This window comes from Sulfuriferula nivalis (genome assembly GCF_009937995.1).
Classification (GTDB): Bacteria; Pseudomonadota; Gammaproteobacteria; order Burkholderiales; family Sulfuriferulaceae; genus Sulfuriferula; species Sulfuriferula nivalis.
Genome location: NZ_AP021881.1, coordinates 1,867,585 through 1,884,514 on the forward strand (window position 1 = coordinate 1,867,585; position 16,930 = coordinate 1,884,514).

At 45.5% G+C, this 16,930-nt stretch carries 22 protein-coding genes; 2 read left to right on the forward strand and 20 right to left on the reverse strand.

Annotated features, from left to right (window positions below):
• Nucleotides 1-16: 16 nt before the first annotated feature.
• Nucleotides 17-403 carry a DUF302 domain-containing protein gene (locus SFSGTM_RS09215; RefSeq protein ID WP_162084891.1) on the reverse strand — a complete coding sequence of 129 codons (387 nt, stop codon included), beginning with the start codon at nt 401-403 and terminating at the stop codon, nt 17-19.
• A gap of 162 nt (nt 404-565) precedes the next feature.
• On the opposite strand from SFSGTM_RS09215, the gene SFSGTM_RS09220 reads away from it, so the two are divergent.
• Entirely contained in the window at nt 566-1,432 is an 867-nt protein-coding gene (locus SFSGTM_RS09220; RefSeq protein ID WP_162084892.1) for a methionyl-tRNA formyltransferase, read from the forward strand.
• On the opposite strand, the gene SFSGTM_RS09225 is transcribed toward SFSGTM_RS09220, so the two are convergent.
• The 18 genes from SFSGTM_RS09225 to SFSGTM_RS09310 all read right to left on the reverse strand — a co-directional run bounded on the left by SFSGTM_RS09225 (nt 1,415) and on the right by SFSGTM_RS09310 (nt 14,094).
• Nucleotides 1,415-2,824 carry a tetratricopeptide repeat protein gene (locus SFSGTM_RS09225; RefSeq protein WP_162084893.1) on the reverse strand — a complete coding sequence of 470 codons (1,410 nt, stop codon included), beginning with the start codon at nt 2,822-2,824 and terminating at the stop codon, nt 1,415-1,417. The genes SFSGTM_RS09220 and SFSGTM_RS09225 overlap by 18 nt on opposite strands.
• 99 nt (nt 2,825-2,923) lie before the next feature.
• Nucleotides 2,924-3,262, reverse strand: a complete 339-nt coding sequence (locus SFSGTM_RS09230) for a hypothetical protein (RefSeq protein ID WP_162084894.1) — start codon at nt 3,260-3,262, stop codon at nt 2,924-2,926.
• 174 nt (nt 3,263-3,436) lie between these two features.
• Complete coding sequence (locus SFSGTM_RS09235) at nt 3,437-4,306, reverse strand: ADP-polyphosphate phosphotransferase (RefSeq protein ID WP_162084895.1); 870 nt, start codon at nt 4,304-4,306, stop codon at nt 3,437-3,439.
• A gap of 37 nt (nt 4,307-4,343) precedes the next feature.
• Entirely contained in the window at nt 4,344-5,228 is an 885-nt protein-coding gene (locus tag SFSGTM_RS09240; RefSeq protein WP_162084896.1) for a F0F1 ATP synthase subunit gamma, read from the reverse strand.
• Complete coding sequence (locus SFSGTM_RS09245; protein ID WP_162084897.1) at nt 5,225-6,772, reverse strand: alternate F1F0 ATPase, F1 subunit alpha; 1,548 nt, start codon at nt 6,770-6,772, stop codon at nt 5,225-5,227. Before SFSGTM_RS09245 ends, SFSGTM_RS09240 begins: the two co-directional genes overlap by 4 nt.
• Complete coding sequence (locus SFSGTM_RS09250; protein WP_162084898.1) at nt 6,762-7,565, reverse strand: F0F1 ATP synthase subunit delta; 804 nt, start codon at nt 7,563-7,565, stop codon at nt 6,762-6,764. The genes SFSGTM_RS09245 and SFSGTM_RS09250 overlap by 11 nt, the downstream gene beginning before the upstream one ends.
• Nucleotides 7,566-7,568: 3 nt before the next feature.
• A complete protein-coding gene (locus SFSGTM_RS09255) occupies nt 7,569-7,850 on the reverse strand; it encodes a F0F1 ATP synthase subunit C (RefSeq protein WP_162084899.1) in 282 nt (93 codons plus the stop codon).
• A gap of 17 nt (nt 7,851-7,867) precedes the next feature.
• A complete protein-coding gene (locus tag SFSGTM_RS09260; protein ID WP_162084900.1) occupies nt 7,868-8,584 on the reverse strand; it encodes a F0F1 ATP synthase subunit A in 717 nt (238 codons plus the stop codon).
• On the reverse strand, nt 8,574-8,873 hold the full coding sequence (locus SFSGTM_RS09265; RefSeq protein WP_162084901.1) for an ATP synthase subunit I: 300 nt from the start codon (nt 8,871-8,873) through the stop codon (nt 8,574-8,576). Before SFSGTM_RS09265 ends, SFSGTM_RS09260 begins: the two co-directional genes overlap by 11 nt.
• Entirely contained in the window at nt 8,866-9,198 is a 333-nt protein-coding gene (locus SFSGTM_RS09270) for an AtpZ/AtpI family protein (RefSeq protein WP_162084902.1), read from the reverse strand. The genes SFSGTM_RS09265 and SFSGTM_RS09270 overlap by 8 nt, the downstream gene beginning before the upstream one ends.
• Nucleotides 9,191-9,580: a F0F1 ATP synthase subunit epsilon gene (locus SFSGTM_RS09275; protein ID WP_162084903.1), complete on the reverse strand. Its 390-nt coding sequence runs from the start codon at nt 9,578-9,580 to the stop codon at nt 9,191-9,193. The genes SFSGTM_RS09270 and SFSGTM_RS09275 overlap by 8 nt, the downstream gene beginning before the upstream one ends.
• Complete coding sequence (gene atpD / locus SFSGTM_RS09280) at nt 9,570-11,009, reverse strand: F0F1 ATP synthase subunit beta (RefSeq protein WP_162084904.1); 1,440 nt, start codon at nt 11,007-11,009, stop codon at nt 9,570-9,572. Before atpD ends, SFSGTM_RS09275 begins: the two co-directional genes overlap by 11 nt.
• 169 nt (nt 11,010-11,178) lie before the next feature.
• The gene (locus SFSGTM_RS09285) at nt 11,179-11,727 is read right to left on the reverse strand and encodes a hypothetical protein (protein ID WP_162084905.1); all 549 of its coding nucleotides are present in this window, start codon (nt 11,725-11,727) and stop codon (nt 11,179-11,181) included.
• A gap of 156 nt (nt 11,728-11,883) precedes the next feature.
• Entirely contained in the window at nt 11,884-12,135 is a 252-nt protein-coding gene (locus tag SFSGTM_RS09290) for a hypothetical protein (protein WP_162084906.1), read from the reverse strand.
• 29 nt (nt 12,136-12,164) lie between these two features.
• A complete protein-coding gene (locus tag SFSGTM_RS09295) occupies nt 12,165-12,452 on the reverse strand; it encodes a hypothetical protein (protein WP_162084907.1) in 288 nt (95 codons plus the stop codon).
• 177 nt (nt 12,453-12,629) lie between these two features.
• The gene (locus tag SFSGTM_RS09300; protein WP_162084908.1) at nt 12,630-13,205 is read right to left on the reverse strand and encodes a hypothetical protein; all 576 of its coding nucleotides are present in this window, start codon (nt 13,203-13,205) and stop codon (nt 12,630-12,632) included.
• Nucleotides 13,195-13,353: a hypothetical protein gene (locus SFSGTM_RS09305; protein ID WP_162084909.1), complete on the reverse strand. Its 159-nt coding sequence runs from the start codon at nt 13,351-13,353 to the stop codon at nt 13,195-13,197. The genes SFSGTM_RS09300 and SFSGTM_RS09305 overlap by 11 nt, the downstream gene beginning before the upstream one ends.
• A gap of 174 nt (nt 13,354-13,527) precedes the next feature.
• Nucleotides 13,528-14,094, reverse strand: coding sequence for a YqhA family protein (locus SFSGTM_RS09310; RefSeq protein ID WP_162084910.1), 567 nt, complete (start codon nt 14,092-14,094; stop codon nt 13,528-13,530).
• Between the two features lie 87 nt (nt 14,095-14,181).
• Here SFSGTM_RS09310 and SFSGTM_RS09315 point away from each other — a divergent pair, with 87 nt between their 5' ends.
• Nucleotides 14,182-15,732 carry a cyclic-di-GMP receptor FimW-related protein gene (locus tag SFSGTM_RS09315; protein ID WP_162084911.1) on the forward strand — a complete coding sequence of 517 codons (1,551 nt, stop codon included), beginning with the start codon at nt 14,182-14,184 and terminating at the stop codon, nt 15,730-15,732.
• Here SFSGTM_RS09315 and SFSGTM_RS09320 read toward each other — a convergent pair.
• Complete coding sequence (locus SFSGTM_RS09320; protein ID WP_162084912.1) at nt 15,715-16,899, reverse strand: YihY family inner membrane protein; 1,185 nt, start codon at nt 16,897-16,899, stop codon at nt 15,715-15,717. The two genes, SFSGTM_RS09315 and SFSGTM_RS09320, sit on opposite strands and share 18 nt — an antisense overlap.
• Between the last annotated feature and the right edge of the window lie 31 nt (nt 16,900-16,930).

The following is a 16,930-nucleotide window of genomic DNA, read 5'->3' on the forward strand; positions in this document are numbered from 1 at the left end:
TTAATAAATTACGGTTTTACAAACTCTCCAACACCTTTTGCAACTTCATCTGCACTTGCTTCGCAATAATGATCAATTCTGGATTACCGATTGCCCCCATCGAAGCCATAGGGTCGACTGTGGAAACTTCTACTAAGCCATCTATTTGCTCCTGAACGACCACATTACAGGGCAACATGACACCAATTTTATTTTCCAACGTCAATGCCTCGTAAGCAAAGGAAGGATTACATGCGCCTAATATCTTGTACCGCTTAAAATCCACGTTCAGTTTTTTCTTCAAGGTCGCCTGAACATCTATCTCGGTCAGAATCCCAAATCCCTCCTCCTTTAACGCTTCAGTAAGCTTGATAATTGCATCGTCAAATGGCAGCTTTATAGTTCTACTAAAATGATAGCTCATAGACTCATCCTCTTTAAAAGAGTCAACTATACTCCAAACTGAGAAGCACACTACTTCAACAAACTGACTATACAAGCATTCAAGTTCAGAACAGGCAACTTTAGAATTGTCTATGAGGATGCTGTATCATTACATGCAAATAACTCATCGTATGAGCTACAGATGACACCACAACCGCGTTTTGCAATAGCCACCAGTGATGCATATCAATGTGTTTTAGAAACATTTCTAGCCGCTGGCTGGAAACTGGAGAAATTATTTACTTCTCCAGGAGACTGGATGCATGATAATAAGCTCATTATTAACAGAGCATTGGAACTTGGTGCCCCTGTGCAGCACTCCCCTATCACTGACAGCGATCTAGCTGCTCTTGGCAGCAGCGGTTGTACGACACTGATAATCGCAAGCTATCCATGGAAAATTCCAGCATGGCAGCCACATCTTAAACACGCGATAAATTTCCACCCATCACCTCTACCAGAGGGGCGCGGCCCTTATCCATTGATTAGAGCCATTCTTGACCAACATCAACAGTGGGGCATCACCTGTCATCAGATTAACGAACAGTTTGATCAGGGTGACATACTGGATGCTGAGATCTTCCAGATCAATCCTGATGAGCGTCATGAGACATTACGTTTAAAAACCCAAATGGCTGTGGCTCGACTAGCCCAACGAGTTGCCAACGACCTTGATACCCTGTGGCAACAAGCCACCCCACAAAGTGAAGGCAGTTACTGGCCGCTATGGTCAGAACAAGAACGCACCATCGATTTTAATCAGCCCATAACAACCATCATGCGTCAGATTCATGCATTTGGTAATCTGGAATGCATAGCGACCATCAACAACGTAACGATATTCATACATAGTGCACAAGGCTGGCTAGAACCTCACAGCGCTCGACCCGGTGCAGTTGTTTACAGCAATGGGCTGGCACTGGTCATTGCTGCAGCCGATGGTGTCATTGCGATTACTGAATGGAGTTTTAACGCACCCGGGGCAATCACTTCAAGTACAAGACGTTAACTCTGAACGCGCCAGATCTTGGCGCTGTTTCCATTCATGTAGCGCTGCAACCACGGCAATAATAACTTGTGACCAATTTCCACTCTGAGGTTGACGGAATAAGCGCATATTTTCCGGATACCATGGTGTATCTGTCCGTTCTGTGAGCCAGCGCCAATCCGTACGATAGTCCGGCAACAACAGCCAGCACGGTTTCCCCAAAGCACCAGCCAAATGCGCCACCGCCGTATCAACACTGATCACCAGGTCAAGGTTAGAAATAACTGCCGCCGTATCAGCAAAGTCCACCAACTGATTACCCAAAGCCAGCAACACCAATCCATCAGGTGGTCGCAACGCCTCATCCTCCCCCTCACCTTTTTGCAGGCTCACATATTGAATGCCAGGAACAGTACCAAGTGGTGCCAGTGTATCCAGTGAAGGCAAGGAACGATCAGCATCATTCTCAAAATTTGGATTGCCTTTCCAAACCAGTCCAACTTTATATCCTGACATAGGCAACAGCTTTGACCACGTGGATAACTTGTCAGCATCAGCTGATAAATAAGGAATATCAGCTGGTATGTTTTCCAACCGGGTGTGACAGTAATGAGGCAAACTCAGGGGTGGCGTCCAATAATCAAAGCCTGTGGCAGGTATACCTTCATCCAGAGAAATGACATCATCAACCCCCTGTAGTGTTGCAAACAATGCTTTAAGCCCAGGATGGCAAACCAATGCAACACGTGTTGCACCCATGGATTTGAGCATCGACCCATAACGGCAAAACTGTATCATGTCACCGTGTCCAGCTTCTATGCTGATGACAATAGACTTACCTGCCAGCGACTCACCAAGCCAGCGTGGGTAACTGAAATGCTGCGCCAGCGAGTCATACCACTCACGAGCACCCAAACATTGCCAGCCTTCTGCAAAACGACCCTGCCGCAATAATATATATCCCAGATTAAATAAGGCCTTGGCATACGTATTATCCAATTTTAACGCTGTCCGATAACAAAGCTCAGCCTCATCCTCCTTATGCATACAAGCCAGCAGCACACCCAGATTAGACCATGTCACAGGCGACTCGGGCGCAAGTTGCAACGCCTGCCTGCCGACCTTTTCCGCTTCAGCAAAACGTTTGCTATCCAACAACATCACGCCCAGTAATAAGTAAGGCTGGACACCGTCAGGCACAATACTGATAGCCTTTTTATAACAGGTCTCTGCCTCGGCTAGCGCACCAGCCTGCTTAAGTAACAAGCCAAGATTGGTCAATACCTCGCTAAAATTCGGATCCAGTGTCAAAGCTTGCCGAAAGCACTGCTCTGCATCAGCAGCCTTACCCGATTTCATCAACTGGTTACCTGCAAAAAACAATGTTTCCGCCTGCGTGAGTGGAGTGCGCATATTTATTAAAGTATCAGCAAAATTTAAGCTTCCAAATAAAAAATGCACACCCACATATAGTCATGGATGTGCATTACAGTAATAGCAGTCCAGCAACAATTACTGGCCAATTTTCTTGCTAATCCCATTTTCCTGCTGGTTTAAAGCTTTTTGATCCTGATTGGTAATATGACCGCCGTCCTGATGCGCCATATCACGCTCTTCCTGGCGCACCTGGTTATCTTCCTTATGTAACTTATGCGCTTCCTGCTTGCTCATGTCGCCTTCCTTGACCTCATGATTGATGCGCTTATCCTGTTTGTGCAACCGATCATTCACTTCATCGCGTCGAGGATGCGTTTTTTCAAATTTGGATTCAGCCATAGCACTCGTTGCAGTCGCCGCAATGAACCCGGTCAATACGGTAATTAAAATTGCCTTGCTTGATTTCTGTAACATAACAATCTCCATAAACGGTTATTTATTTGAGTAGCATGGATGCTACATAGCAAATAACGATGGGTAGTATCTTATGTTGACTATTATGTTGTAACGATTTGTATCCGCAACCTCATTGCTGAGCAAACATTAAAAGCAGAAAACATTACACGAATTTAAATTGAATATTTGGGTTCATGTCTCCAGCATTTTCCTGATTTCCTGCAATTCAGCGGTACGTTGCGAATCTGGCTGTGGAAAAGCCGGATTAAGCACTCTGAATGCATCCAGAATCACTTCAGAAATAATCAGGCGGGCATTTTCCTTATCATCAGCAGGAACAATGTACCATGGCGCATCCTCAGTACTGGTGGCGCTTAAACATGCCTCATACGCCTTCATGTAATCATCCCAATATTTACGCTCTTCAATGTCAGCCTGACTAAATTTCCAATTTTTTTCTGGCGCGTCTATCCGCGCGAGAAAACGCTTACGTTGTTCTTCATTGGACAAATGCAGAAAAAACTTGATGACTTTAGTACCATTACGCTGCAAATGTTTTTCCAAGTCGTTAATAGACTGATAACGCTCATCCCAAATTGTCTTTTCGTTGAGCAATTCCTTAGGCAAGCCCTGATTATGCAATATCTCCGGATGCACCCGCACAATCAACACATCTTCATAATATGAACGGTTAAAAATACCGATACGCCCGCGCTCCGGCAGGCACTGAACTGTCCGCCACAAAAAATCATGATCCAGCTCGGCTACACTAGGATGCTTAAAACTGTAGACTTGGCAGCCCTGTGGATTAATCCCTGACATCACATGTCGAATTGCGCCATCCTTACCGGCCGCATCCATCGCCTGAAATATCAGCAATACGGAATGACTATTGGCAGCATAGTGTTTTTGCTGCATCGTACTTAATTCAGAAATCTGCTCAGCGAGTAATTGTTGATAATGATCTTTGGATTTGTAGATAGGTTTAACCAGCGTCGACCATTTTTTAAGATTCACTTTTTTCGCCGCAGGTACCTGATAATCAGTTATATCTATTTTCATCACTACGCCTCTCGTCCATACATACTATAAGTTATAACTATTTCTTTTTATTCGATATTAGCAATTCAAATCCTGATACGACATCAAACAATTCAGCATCAATTCCACTCTGCCGCAAGCGGTGATAGCTCAAACGCAGATCAACCAGCATTTCCTCAATATTTTTTTCGGCACGCTGCATGGCAGCCAGTCGGCTGGCATTTTCACTGGCCAGTGATTCCACACAAGAACGGAACAGTGATACAAACAAGTACTCACGAATAAATGCGGCTAGAGTTAACGCACTTTCACCAATAATTTCAGGCAAATTTTGCGTAGGCCATTGCTGAGCCAGCAACTCATGCTGCCATGTTGCATCCAACGGCAACAGGCGTTGGCTGACTGGTTCATATAAAGCACCAGACTTAGGGCGATTATGAAAAATATAGACCTGCTCTACTCGACCTTGTTCACTGTACCTGCCAATCTCGGCCAGTATGCGCCCTATCAACGGCGTCACAGCATGTATGGCCGTCGGCACACCAAACAGACTGTCTGGCGTCAACCCTATCTGCTCAAGCCGCAGCTGCACTCGTTCACCTACCGCCCACACAACCTTATTGCCAGGCAAATCACGTAACACATGCGCTGCAAAATCAGCTAGTTCATCATTAAACTGCCCAACCAATCCCTGATCCGACCCAAAAATAATGACGCCAGTCGCGACAGTATGTTTGTGTACATTGCTCGACATCGGCGCGCCTTGTCGCAAGCACGCCAGCAAACCCAGCTGCACGGTACGATAATACTCATCCAATGAATTTACTGCTCGTTCATACTGGCTAATGCTCGATGCCGCCAACGCCTTCATCGTACGCACTACCGCTTCCAGTTCACCCGCATTACTGATTTTGCGCTGCAATGTGGCTGTTGAATCACTCATGCATCAACCTTAGTATCAGACTGTGATGCAAAAACCGCCAGCGCCCGACGGGCAATTTGTAATATGACCGATTTATCGGCTTCCTCAAGCTTGTTCGCCGATACAAAACCTTGAGAAATAGCAGATGGAATAGTTGCCGCCGCTGCACGTAAAGCAAGTTCAGCCTCTACCATGCGCTCCAATGGTACTGTGTCAAACAGACCATCAGCCAGAGCTAACAGCACAGCAATCTGCTCAGTGACAGACACAGGCGAAAATTCAGGCTGTTTGAGACAGGCACGAATACGTCGTCCATGCGCTATGCTGGCGCGCGTACTATCATCCAGCCGTGCACCAAAACGCGCGAAACTTTCCAGCTCCTCAAACTGCGCGTAATCCAGCTTGAGATTTGCCGCCACTGCACGGTAAGCTGCCAGCTGTGCCTTACCCCCAACACGTGACACCGATTTACCCACATCTACAGCTGGCAGCACACCCAACTCAAATAGCGTAGGTGACAAGTACAACTGACCATCGGTAATAGATATCAGATTAGTAGGAATATAAGCAGAAATATTCTGTGACTCAGTTTCAATAATTGGCAAAGCAGTTAATGATCCGCCGCCGAATTCCTTGCTCAAATGCGTCGCTCGTTCCAGCAAGCGTGAATGGATATAGAAAATATCACCAGGAAAAGCTTCTCGCCCAGGCGGACGACGCAACAACAATGACAACTCACGATAAGCACGCGCATGATTGGTCAGATCATCATACACAATCAACACGTCACGCCCTTGTTGCATAAAATACTCAGCGATACTGGTTGCTGCATAGGGTGCGATATAGGCCAGACCCGGCGGATCATTGCCCTCAGTAACCAGCACCACGGTATATGCCAACGCACCTTTATCACGCAATGTCGCAATCACTTTGGCGACACCGGATGCACGCTGACCAATAGCACAATAGATACACAACACATTCTGATTGTGTTGATTCAAAATCGCATCCAGGGCAATCGTGGTCTTGCCTGTCTGACGATCGCCAAGTATCAGTTCACGCTGACCTCGGCCTATGGGTATCAGCGCATCAATTACCTTGATTCCCGTTTGCAAGGGCTGGGTGACGGGTGCTCTGTCCATAATCGCGGCAGCAGGCCGCTCAACGGGCATACGCTCGCTAAAATGCACAGCCCCACCACCATCCAGTGGTTGACCAAGCGGATTTAGCACCCTCCCTAACAGTCCATTTCCAACCCCGACATCCAACACGCGCCCTGTACGTTCAACTTCATCACCAGCATGTAAATGCGCATATTCACCCAGCAATACCACACCGATTTCATCTTCATCTACGTTAAACGCAATACCAAATATGCCGCCTGGAAACTGCAATAGCTCCTCGAATCCGACACCTGGCAACCCAGATACTTTGGCAATACCGGTAGAAACACTGGTAATCGTGCCTATTTCTCGCGGCACTAATTTGGGTGCATGCGCTGCCCGTACTGCGCTGAATCCTGCAAAGGCCTGATCAAACACCGTCTGTAAACTATCAGTGCTCATCGTTACTTTTCTCATTTGCTACTGGCACAGTTTTAAGTTGCTCATGCAACAGCTCACCTACACTTTTTTCCAGCGCACCCAGATATTCAGTGATGCTCCACGCCAGTTTCTGTCCATTTGCCGAAAGCTCAATACCACTGACAATAGTTGGCACCACCTCAAATTGCAGCCGCTGTGTCAGGCCAAAAATCGCGTTTACCGCTGCTTCTATAACTGTATGCTGCTCAGCGGATAATGGGTAAGCGGTCCGCACCAGCGCAACACTCGATGTAGCCTTGAAAGCAGAAAGTAGTGGCGCTCGTTCTTCCTCATCCAACTGCTGCAAACGCTGAACAAACAAAGCAACCATACGTGCTTCCAGCGTCTCCCCTGCCAAATCTCCCAATACCTTGCGGGCAATGGCAAAAACCTCATCCTGCGTTCTGTGCGTGATTTCAGCATTCAGATTCTGATGTTCATTACGCAATGCCTCCTGCCACTGACTACGTAACGTCGCTGTCTCCATGCGTGCGGTGTCAATAAAACGCTGCCGCTCGACTTTAGCTTCATCCATCGCCTTATTCATCATCTCAGTACGCGCTTGGTCGAACGCCTCATTTTTCTGGGCGAATTCATCACGCTGCTGCTGCGCTGCGAGTTTAGTCGAATTAGCTTCCGCAAGCTCAGCTGCAATGCGTTGCTCTCGTGTAGCGATAGCCTGCAATATAGGCTTATAAAGAAAATGCTTTAGCAGCCACACCAGAATCAGAAAATTGATAACCTGGGCAACAACAGTAAACCAGTCAATTATCATGCTTTATTTTCCCGCAGCTTCTGCGATAACGTGGCTCCAGAACGGATTAGCAAATAACAGTATCATCGACACCACAAAGCAATAAATCGCAACGGACTCTATCATTGCCAGCCCAACAAACAAGGTACGGGTAATGGTGCCCGCCGCATCGGGTTGCTGCGCCAGTGAAGTCAATGCAGTAGCAACTGCGCGCCCCTCTCCCAGTGCGGGTCCTATGCTACCCAGTGCTATCGTTAAGCCAGCGGTAATAATTGAGGCTACCGCAATAATTGTCATATTATCCATTTCAACTCCTTGTCGAATTATGCTTCAGTTTGTGAGGTTATTACGTCATGTTGCGCTCTGTGCGTACCTGTTGCTGCAGCGATATACACTGTGGCCAGAATACTGAATATATAAGCCTGCACCATCCCCGTGAGCAAGCCCAGCACGCTCATGGCTATGGGAAACAGGAACGGCGTAATAGTAAGCAGGATGCCAATAATCATGCCGCCGCTCATCATGTTACCGAACAGACGCACTGCCAGCGCCAGCGTGCGTGACAGCTCGCTGATAATATTGAACGGCAGCATGATAAAAGTTGGTTGCAGATAATCCTTCAAATACCCGCCCAATCCTAGCTCGCGGATACCGAAAAGTGGCACGGCTACCAGTACGCAAATTGCCAATGCAGCTGTAGTAGAAAGCGAAGCCGTGGGTGGTTCATAACCGGGAATAATGGTAAAAATACTGGCCGTAGCGACAAACAGAAAGAGCGTACCAAGAAAGCCCATATACTTTTCGGGCTGACGCAAACCTACCTCGCCTATTTGTTGCTTGATGGCCCCGACCACAATTTCCAGCAAGCTTTGCCAACGCGTAACTTGAACGCCATGTTTGCCTATCATACCTATCTTGCGCGTTACCAGCTTGGCGCCTATGACCAACACACCCATCAACACCCAGGTCGTCACAATAGTCAGATTGAGTTTGATAAATCCATATTGCCAGAACACCACCTCATCCGGACTAAGATGCATGACTGCCCCCCGTAGTTGTTACTGATAAACGGGTCATCCGTGTCACAATAAAACGCGCAATGATAAATCCTGCAAGACACGCCAACAGGCGTCGGAAATCATGATTCCCAACTATATAAAATCCGCCTACCGTGATACCTGTCCGTATCAACATACTGCTCAAAAACCATAGCGCAGGCCGATCCGCAGTCAATCCCTTCTGCACTGTCCACCACAGCCCACCAAAAAATAGCGCACCCAATGCCAGCCCAGCTAATAGTGATGGCATTAGCCCCCAGATTTCATTCATTGTCACTATTCTGTTCCTCAGTTTGATTTTCTATACGCACCCAGCGCCACGCGTTCCAGCAACCCAGACTCAAGCCCATCATGAGTAACGTCAATGTCCATGAATGTGACATGGGGTAGTTCGCATCAAGCCAGTGTCCCAATGCTGCCCCAAGCAAGGTAGGCACCACCACTGACCAGCCTATCAGCCCCATTACACTCAAGCCAGACCATACGACTTCTGGCATATCACTCTGCGCTTTGAGCTTACGCGCTGCCTTAACCCCTACCTTGCGACTAAAGTCGGATTCATCATTTTTAGGCTGTACTTTCGGCAACTCACTCACCACGAAATGCCTTGAAACGATTAATAAATCCACTCTCCAGTTTCGCCAGCACTACACGAGCATCGCGCTCCTGCTCATCAAGATTGAGAAATTCGCGCTCTACCGCAGCATGCAGCTTATCTAAATCTGTCCCTGAAATCGCATTACGTACGGACACCAGCACGTCGGCACCCGCTTTAACCATCACACCCTCATCAACGGCGATATAAACAACGCCATCAGTTGGGGTTTCAAATTCCAGTATTCCCGGCATCAATGCAGCAACACAATCTAGTCTATGTGGCAAAATGCCAAACGAACCTGCTCCGGTTTCAGCCACAATACGCGACACATCGGTCTTTTCGACAAAGATTCTGAATGGCAGCAACACTTTAAGATTCATGAGCAAGCGCTTCTGCAGCCGGTACTGGTGCTACAGCATGCAATTTCAGTTTTGCTTCGTCTATTGCACCTATCATGTAGAGCGCACTCTCCGGATAATCCTTGAACTCATCGCGCAATATACGCTCACAGCCATCCAGCGCATCTTCCAGACTAACCAACTTACCTGCGACACCACTAAACTGTTCTGTGGTAAAAAAAGGCTGTGTAAGAAAATGTTCCAGCCGTCGCGCACGTCCGACTATGTCACGATCTTCAGGCGAAAGCTGTTCTAATCCGAGCATGGCGATAATGTCTTTCAGTTCAGTATATTGCGCCAGGGTACGCCGTATTTCCTGCGCAAGTTGATAATGTCGATCTCCGATAATGCCTGGCGTTGCCATTTTTGAACTAGACTGTAAAGGATCTATTGCTGGGTACAGTCCCTCGCTGGCGCGTTTACGCGATAGCACGATGGAAGCAGAAAGATGGGAAAAGGTATGAACAGCGGCAGGATCGGTAAAATCATCGGCAGGAACGTAAACTGCCTGTATCGAAGTTATCGCACCATTATCAGTATTGGCAATACGCTCTTCCAGACCTGCCAGTTCAGTACTCATGGTAGGCTGATAACCCAGACGCGACGGCATCTGTCCCATCAAGCCTGACACTTCTGAACCGGCCTGAATAAAGCGGAAAATATTATCGATCAGCAGCAGCACGTCACGATGTTCATCGTCACGGAAATATTCAGCCATGGTCAACGCGGCGTGACCGACACGGAAACGACTACCAGGCGGTTCATTCATCTGTCCGAACAGCATCACCATATTCGACAGGACGCCCGCATCTTTCATATCGCGGTAAAGCTCTTCACCTTCGCGACAACGCTCACCGATTCCACAAAAAATACTGACACCTTCGTGATGCCCGACCATATTGTGGATCATCTCGGTAAGCAACACCGTTTTGCCCACCCCAGCGCCACCAAACAGCCCAGCCTTGCCGCCACGCTCAAGTGGCACTAACACGTCTATAGCCTTGATGCCGGTTTCAAAGATTTCGGATTGGGTAGAGCGACGCACCAGCGCGGGTGGCGCGTTATGCACTGAACGCCATTCAACATCAGCCGGTGCAGACTGGTGATCAATAGGGTCACCAAACACATCGAACATACGACCAATTATGTTTTTACCCACTGGTGCTAATAATGGCGCTCCCGTATCGGTAACCACAGCTCCCCGTGCCAACCCTTGAGTAGGCGTCAACGCAATGCCACGCACCCGATGAGCATCCAGTTGCGCCAGCACTTCTATGGCAATTTCGTCATTCGCACCACAACGCAACAACGTAAAAATAGGTGGCAAATCGATCTCGAACTGCACGTCCACAACACTGCCCCGCACCGACACCACCGTGCCCAGATTCAGGGAACCAGCTTCATTGTTCATGTATAGCTTCCATTCTGCCCGAAGATAGAATCATCATAGAACCTTTCAGCAGGCGTTACCAGCCATTTACAGAGCATGCAAACCACATGCAAAAAATTTTTAACATAATACGATAGACAAATATATGGCATGCAATCCCCATTAGTAATGACAAATATCAGCCCAACTATTAGTGTTCAGTTACGCTTTCCTTTATCCTAACTTCAAACCAAACAATAATTAAAATAAATACTCCCAACATTATTAAGATAAACCAAGGAGCACTTTTTGAAGTTGATCGTGACCATGCCAAAGTTTTTTCATAACTTATTTTTTCTTCTCCGGTCACGACCACACGAACTAGGTGCTTATGCATAACAAAGAAATAAACGGGTTGCTCATACCACCATGCCACTGCCGGTCTTCCTGCCAGTTTAGGATATTCTGTTACGGGAAATAGACAATCCGGATGCTCCCCAAATATGCCAGAGGCGCAGGTAAAATAAGTTACACCGGCACTGTTCCTTATCCCCGTCAAATACTCACTTCCATTCTTGCCAACTTTTTTATATGTCAATTCGCCACTAGTCACCTGTAATTGATTAATCGGAGGTATTGTTACCATCCAAGTATAGGACAGTGGAATCAAAATAATGAACACATATATTAGGAACGTCAGCAAACTACCAATACGAATATTATGTACATCTTTTGCTGAATAACGAGGTGGTTTTTTCATCTCACGAACCATACGGCAAACGTCACTTCGTTTGGTATTTTTTCAACGCATCAATCAATTCCAATATGTCTTTAAGCGTTCCTAATGTTGACATACTGCCTCACCTTACTAAAATCAAGTGCTAATAAATTATGTAGATACCCTGTTAAAAACAGCTCACCATTTTGTAGGTGTATTTACAACGAAGCGTTCCACCAAGGTCTGTTTTTCACTTACACAACTATAAGTTTTCGATAGAAAGACTTTTTTCTCCGCGGAATTGAGCTTTTCAGGATTGTTAAACATTTCTCTATCTATTGGATTTGCTGTGCACTCATATACAAATTTTGGAAATCTGTATATTGCCCAAGCATAAATACCAGCATAGCTAATCAATACACATACCAAAATCAATACAAATTTTTTCATTAATTATTAGTCCGTTGCAAAAAAGGTAGTTAAAAGAATAATTTGACGGCTTTATATAGAGCCGTAGCTAAGGCTAAACACACAACAAGGTAAAAAAACAATTTGAGCGTTGCCCAATTATCCTCACTCCATTCACCCCGCAATAAGGACAACCAAGATGGCTGAAAAAAGAGTCGAAGGGTATCTAAGAAGTCTTCCCAACTGTCATAGAAGACTGAACCAACCGCAATATATGCAGGGCTAGCAACAAATAGACAAACAAAAAACAAATTCGGTCGGTCAAGAAGTGAAAACAATGCAGTCATCTCGCGCTCCATGCAGCTATCCTACATATTCGGCAAAGCTGGTGTTTACAGCGCATAACATAGTATCGGTGGCGATCAGCTTCGGCTATTAGACCTGCACTACTTTGATTTAAAACCTCCGATAAAAAAATCGCTACATTAAAAGCCCCATTGCTAAAAGAAGGTGGAAAGTCTTGCACACTAACGCCATCATCCATGATTTATACCCTTCCTAAACAATAAATAATATAAATTGAAAGCTATGGAAAACAACCCTGCAGAAAAGCCAATCCATATTCCCGCACCGTACAAAATTACAAAATAAGACGAATTTTTTAAATTCATATAAATAAATTTTCCTAATCGGCCAATATCATGCGGTGTGTAATACATCATAAATATGAGTAATGTTGGTATACAGACAAATATCAAAAGCACCAGCCAAGATGAAGTGTTTTTATAAAAACTTTCGTAATTAATATTTTTCCATCTTACAAAAATAATCATTAGCATAGTCGCAACGACAACCAATACCCAGGCTATTGATAAAATTACAGCTGCCGAATCTGGTATCCGCGTCAGAGTAGACGTTGTGATTATTGACGGGATTATTGAAGCAAAAATATCCACAAATGCTTTGGCAAAATGGTGCTTACCCAAATCAAAATAAATAATGACCAAACCTAAAGCAACATAAATAAAACTCAGTGTCGGTAATAAATTACTTATTCTTAGAAATCGATTTCTTCCCACATTCTTCAAATCAACTATTCTTTCACCGACCATCTTCCACCACCTCCATCCGTACCGCCCCCTGTTGCCCAGCCCCAAAATTAAACACCTCATTCACCTGTAAGCCACGCGGTATTTGGTGAGTGATGAACATCATGGTGACGCGCCCCTTAAGCTTGTTTATGGTTTTGGCTAAGTGCATAGAGGTATGCTGGTCGAGGTTGCATATAGTTTGGTCACAGTTGCGAATTTTGGGTTGTTTGAATTGTCGTAGAGTGTGTCAGAGACACAGTACCGTTTCTTGAGAGCCCCAACACCGTGACCCACTACAATATCTACCACAAGCTGACCAATCACAGCATGAGCTGATTTGTAATCAATGCTTGCTAGCAGGCTCAGTTTCTTCTTTCCCTGCACCATGTGACTCAGATGCATGGGTGAAATACAGCGCCACACCAATTAGTGCAATTGCGCCGCCTAGATATAACAAATCCAAAGGCTCTGTCATCGGGATCTTTAAGGCTTTTTCAAACAGGTTAACTATCAGTATCATCAATACCACTTTTGCCAGCCGCTGCTTCAAATCATCCAGGCTGTTGATCACCAGTATTTTGCTGGACGAGCGCTTTCCTTGCGCTTCATCAATATCGCTGACAAACAGCTCATACAACCCTAATGAAAAAATCAGCATGAAGGTCGAGAGCAAATAACCATCCACTACTTCAACCACATGTGTAATTGTTTCATCATGAATCGCTTTTCGTGCTTCGGCTGCGAGTCCTGTATCTGCATAATGCATTACATGCTGAACCAAATACACGACATCCACTGTTGCCATGTACAGCACCATCAATGCTGAAGCCATACTCGCAATCACGGCAAACACTACCATGTACCGACTACGCCATAACGTCCCTTCAAATACAGCTTCAAGAAATTTCATATCTGTCCTTATCCATTCAAAATTTTACAAGCTAGATGATAAGTTTTACACTCATCTAAACAATACTAGTTAAAGCATACCAATATCATGGTATTACATTTTTCTACACCAGTTCAAAACACAAAATTAGCGCCCCTCATAGAGCTGCGTCCTAAACAACTACAGTCCTGGCTAACCAACTTACAAAATACCGATCCGCAAGACGCCGCTCAATCGATTTTAACATCATTGGCAGCGCTCAACCGCCAACCACTGGCGAGTGATATACGGCTAAACTTAATAACTCTGCATTGGTCTGCTGCCCAAAACCAGATAGATATGTTGCAACTGCAGTTATCTGGCAGCATGTTACCGCTTTCGGATAAATCAGAAGCGCAATCACGTCTCGCGCGCGATCTGCTAATAGAGTTTGGTTATGGTTATAAACTAGTATTAGTTGATGACGCGACCAACAATGCCAAAAAACCAAAACTGGATATTGCTGCCGTTATTTATCAATTATTGACCATACAGCAACGCATATTCAGCTTGTGTTATGAAATGTATGCACCTGTGCCAGCCACAATATGGCGTGAAACGCATCAAGCCTTTGAATATGCGGAATCACTTGGATTACTGGAACACGAGATTATGCCTAATCTCAACATCTTATATACATACCAACAAATACTGCTCATTACCCTGGCTGATCCTTATCACCTGATGCAGGGTGAGATTTCATCAGTATTAGAACTGGCCCGTGGACTCGCTCCGCTAGGTCGAATTACGCATCTGGAAACAAAAACAGAAGTACATCCACTTTTCATACTGGACCTGGCTGCGGATGCCCCCCCCAGCATGAATAAACAAGCATCTATTACTACCAAGAAAAATACTTCTATCCGCTTATTTGACACACGCCAAATTACTCAACAATTACAAATGCTAATCTCGCATTTGGAAGCTGGTGTATCACCACTCGAGTTAGGTTTACCTATCGCAGCCATTAAGGCCAGTTACCGCACTTTGCTCTATCAGTTACTCAAATCCTGGGGCAATCCACTGGCTCGCCGTTTCAACCGTTACATACCCAAACAGGATGAAATTGAACTGGGACTGGGTGTTCGCACCATACATGCCTTACTTGAAACGGACACGCCAGAACCCGTAAAACTCACTGCCAGTCCTGCATTTTTCACACCAGCGCCTGCGTTACGCAGCCACTATCTCGCCAAATGGCAAATACTCAACGTAGGCGCGCAAGGGCAAGCGCTGCGCAATAAAACGCATGCACCTAGCCATATCAAAGTTGGGGAATTAATCAGCATACGCGAACACAATCACGAGAAATGGCAGTTGTGCATCATTAAGTGGATTAAAAATAACGACACGCAAACATTGGAAATTGGCGTGCAATTACTGCCTCCAGGTGCGCGAGCAGTTGAAATTTTCAACCCATTATCCGCAATTAAAACCATACAGCCGGGCATTTTATTCCCGGCTAACAGGACACTTAATCAACCGAATTTGTTGCTCACACCCCATGGTATGTATATGAGTAATGTGCATATGGAGCTGATCACCTCAACTTCACACACAATTAAACCTCATACACTCATCATGCAAACTCAATCGTTTGATCTATTTGAAATCCCCTGACTGGGTCTGCCAATCAGTTAAACTGATAAGTGGATTATTGACCAATGTAGTCAAATTCAAGTGTGCGTCTTTATCATCAAACACAAAATACTCAAAAACAGAACGTAACAAAATACGATCAGGATGCATCGCCAATGCCCATCCTTTACCTGATCTCAAAACCCAATTTGCATCAACTAACTGAGACAGCAGCGCTTCAAGCTGCTCCCAATTAGCCTGAGTATTTGACGCAATCTGCTGTAGACTCAAGATTTCACCACGCAACTGTGCATTAGCCAGAAGCATTAACACACGTACAGCAAGCTCAAAAACATGCCCACTTTGTCTATGGTCATTCCAGTCTTCTAATGCCAAATTAGGTAACTCTGCAGTAATCACAGCACCCAGCAACACCGTCATCCATGAAAAATATATCCATAACAAAAACAACGGCAAGATGGCAAACGCACCATACACCAGCGTATAAGAAGGCATATGACTAACATAACTGGAAAACAGCGATTTCATTGCTTCAAAGCAAAGCCCCGCAATCAAACCACCCAGCCATGCATGCTTCGCAGGGACATAACGATTCGGCACCATCAGATAGAGCAAAGACATTGCAGTGACTGTTAACGCAATCGGCACAAATTTGAGTATATATAACGTTGCACCATGAACCTCATGCCCCAGACCTAAAGCTAAACTGGCAAAATACGAAGTAACATAAAGGCTACCACCTATCAGCAAGGGGCCCAGCGACAACACTGCCCAAAAAACCAACAGACGCTTAGTTAATGAACGAGTACGACGTACGTGCCAAATCGCATTTAGCGCACCTTCTATGGTATGCATCAACATGAACGCGGTAATCGCCAGCACTACAGTCCCGATCGCCGTTAACTTGCCCGCATTTTCGGAAAACTGAAACATATAAACACTGATCACTTTGCCCGCGGCCTCAGGCAACATATTCTCCAATATAAATATTTTCAGATTGGTCGAAATGGTTTCAAAGGCGGGGAAAGCGGAAAAAATCGTTAAGCCGATAGTAATCAACGGCACTATCGCCAACAAAGTCGTATAGGTTAAGCTGGCTGCGGTCTGTGGCACATTATCTGCCGTGAATCGCCTGGCCACTAATCGTATAAAATTCAAAGTTTGCTGTATCTTATTTCGCATATGCATAGTTTACAGCACCCAGCCGATTCTGGTTATA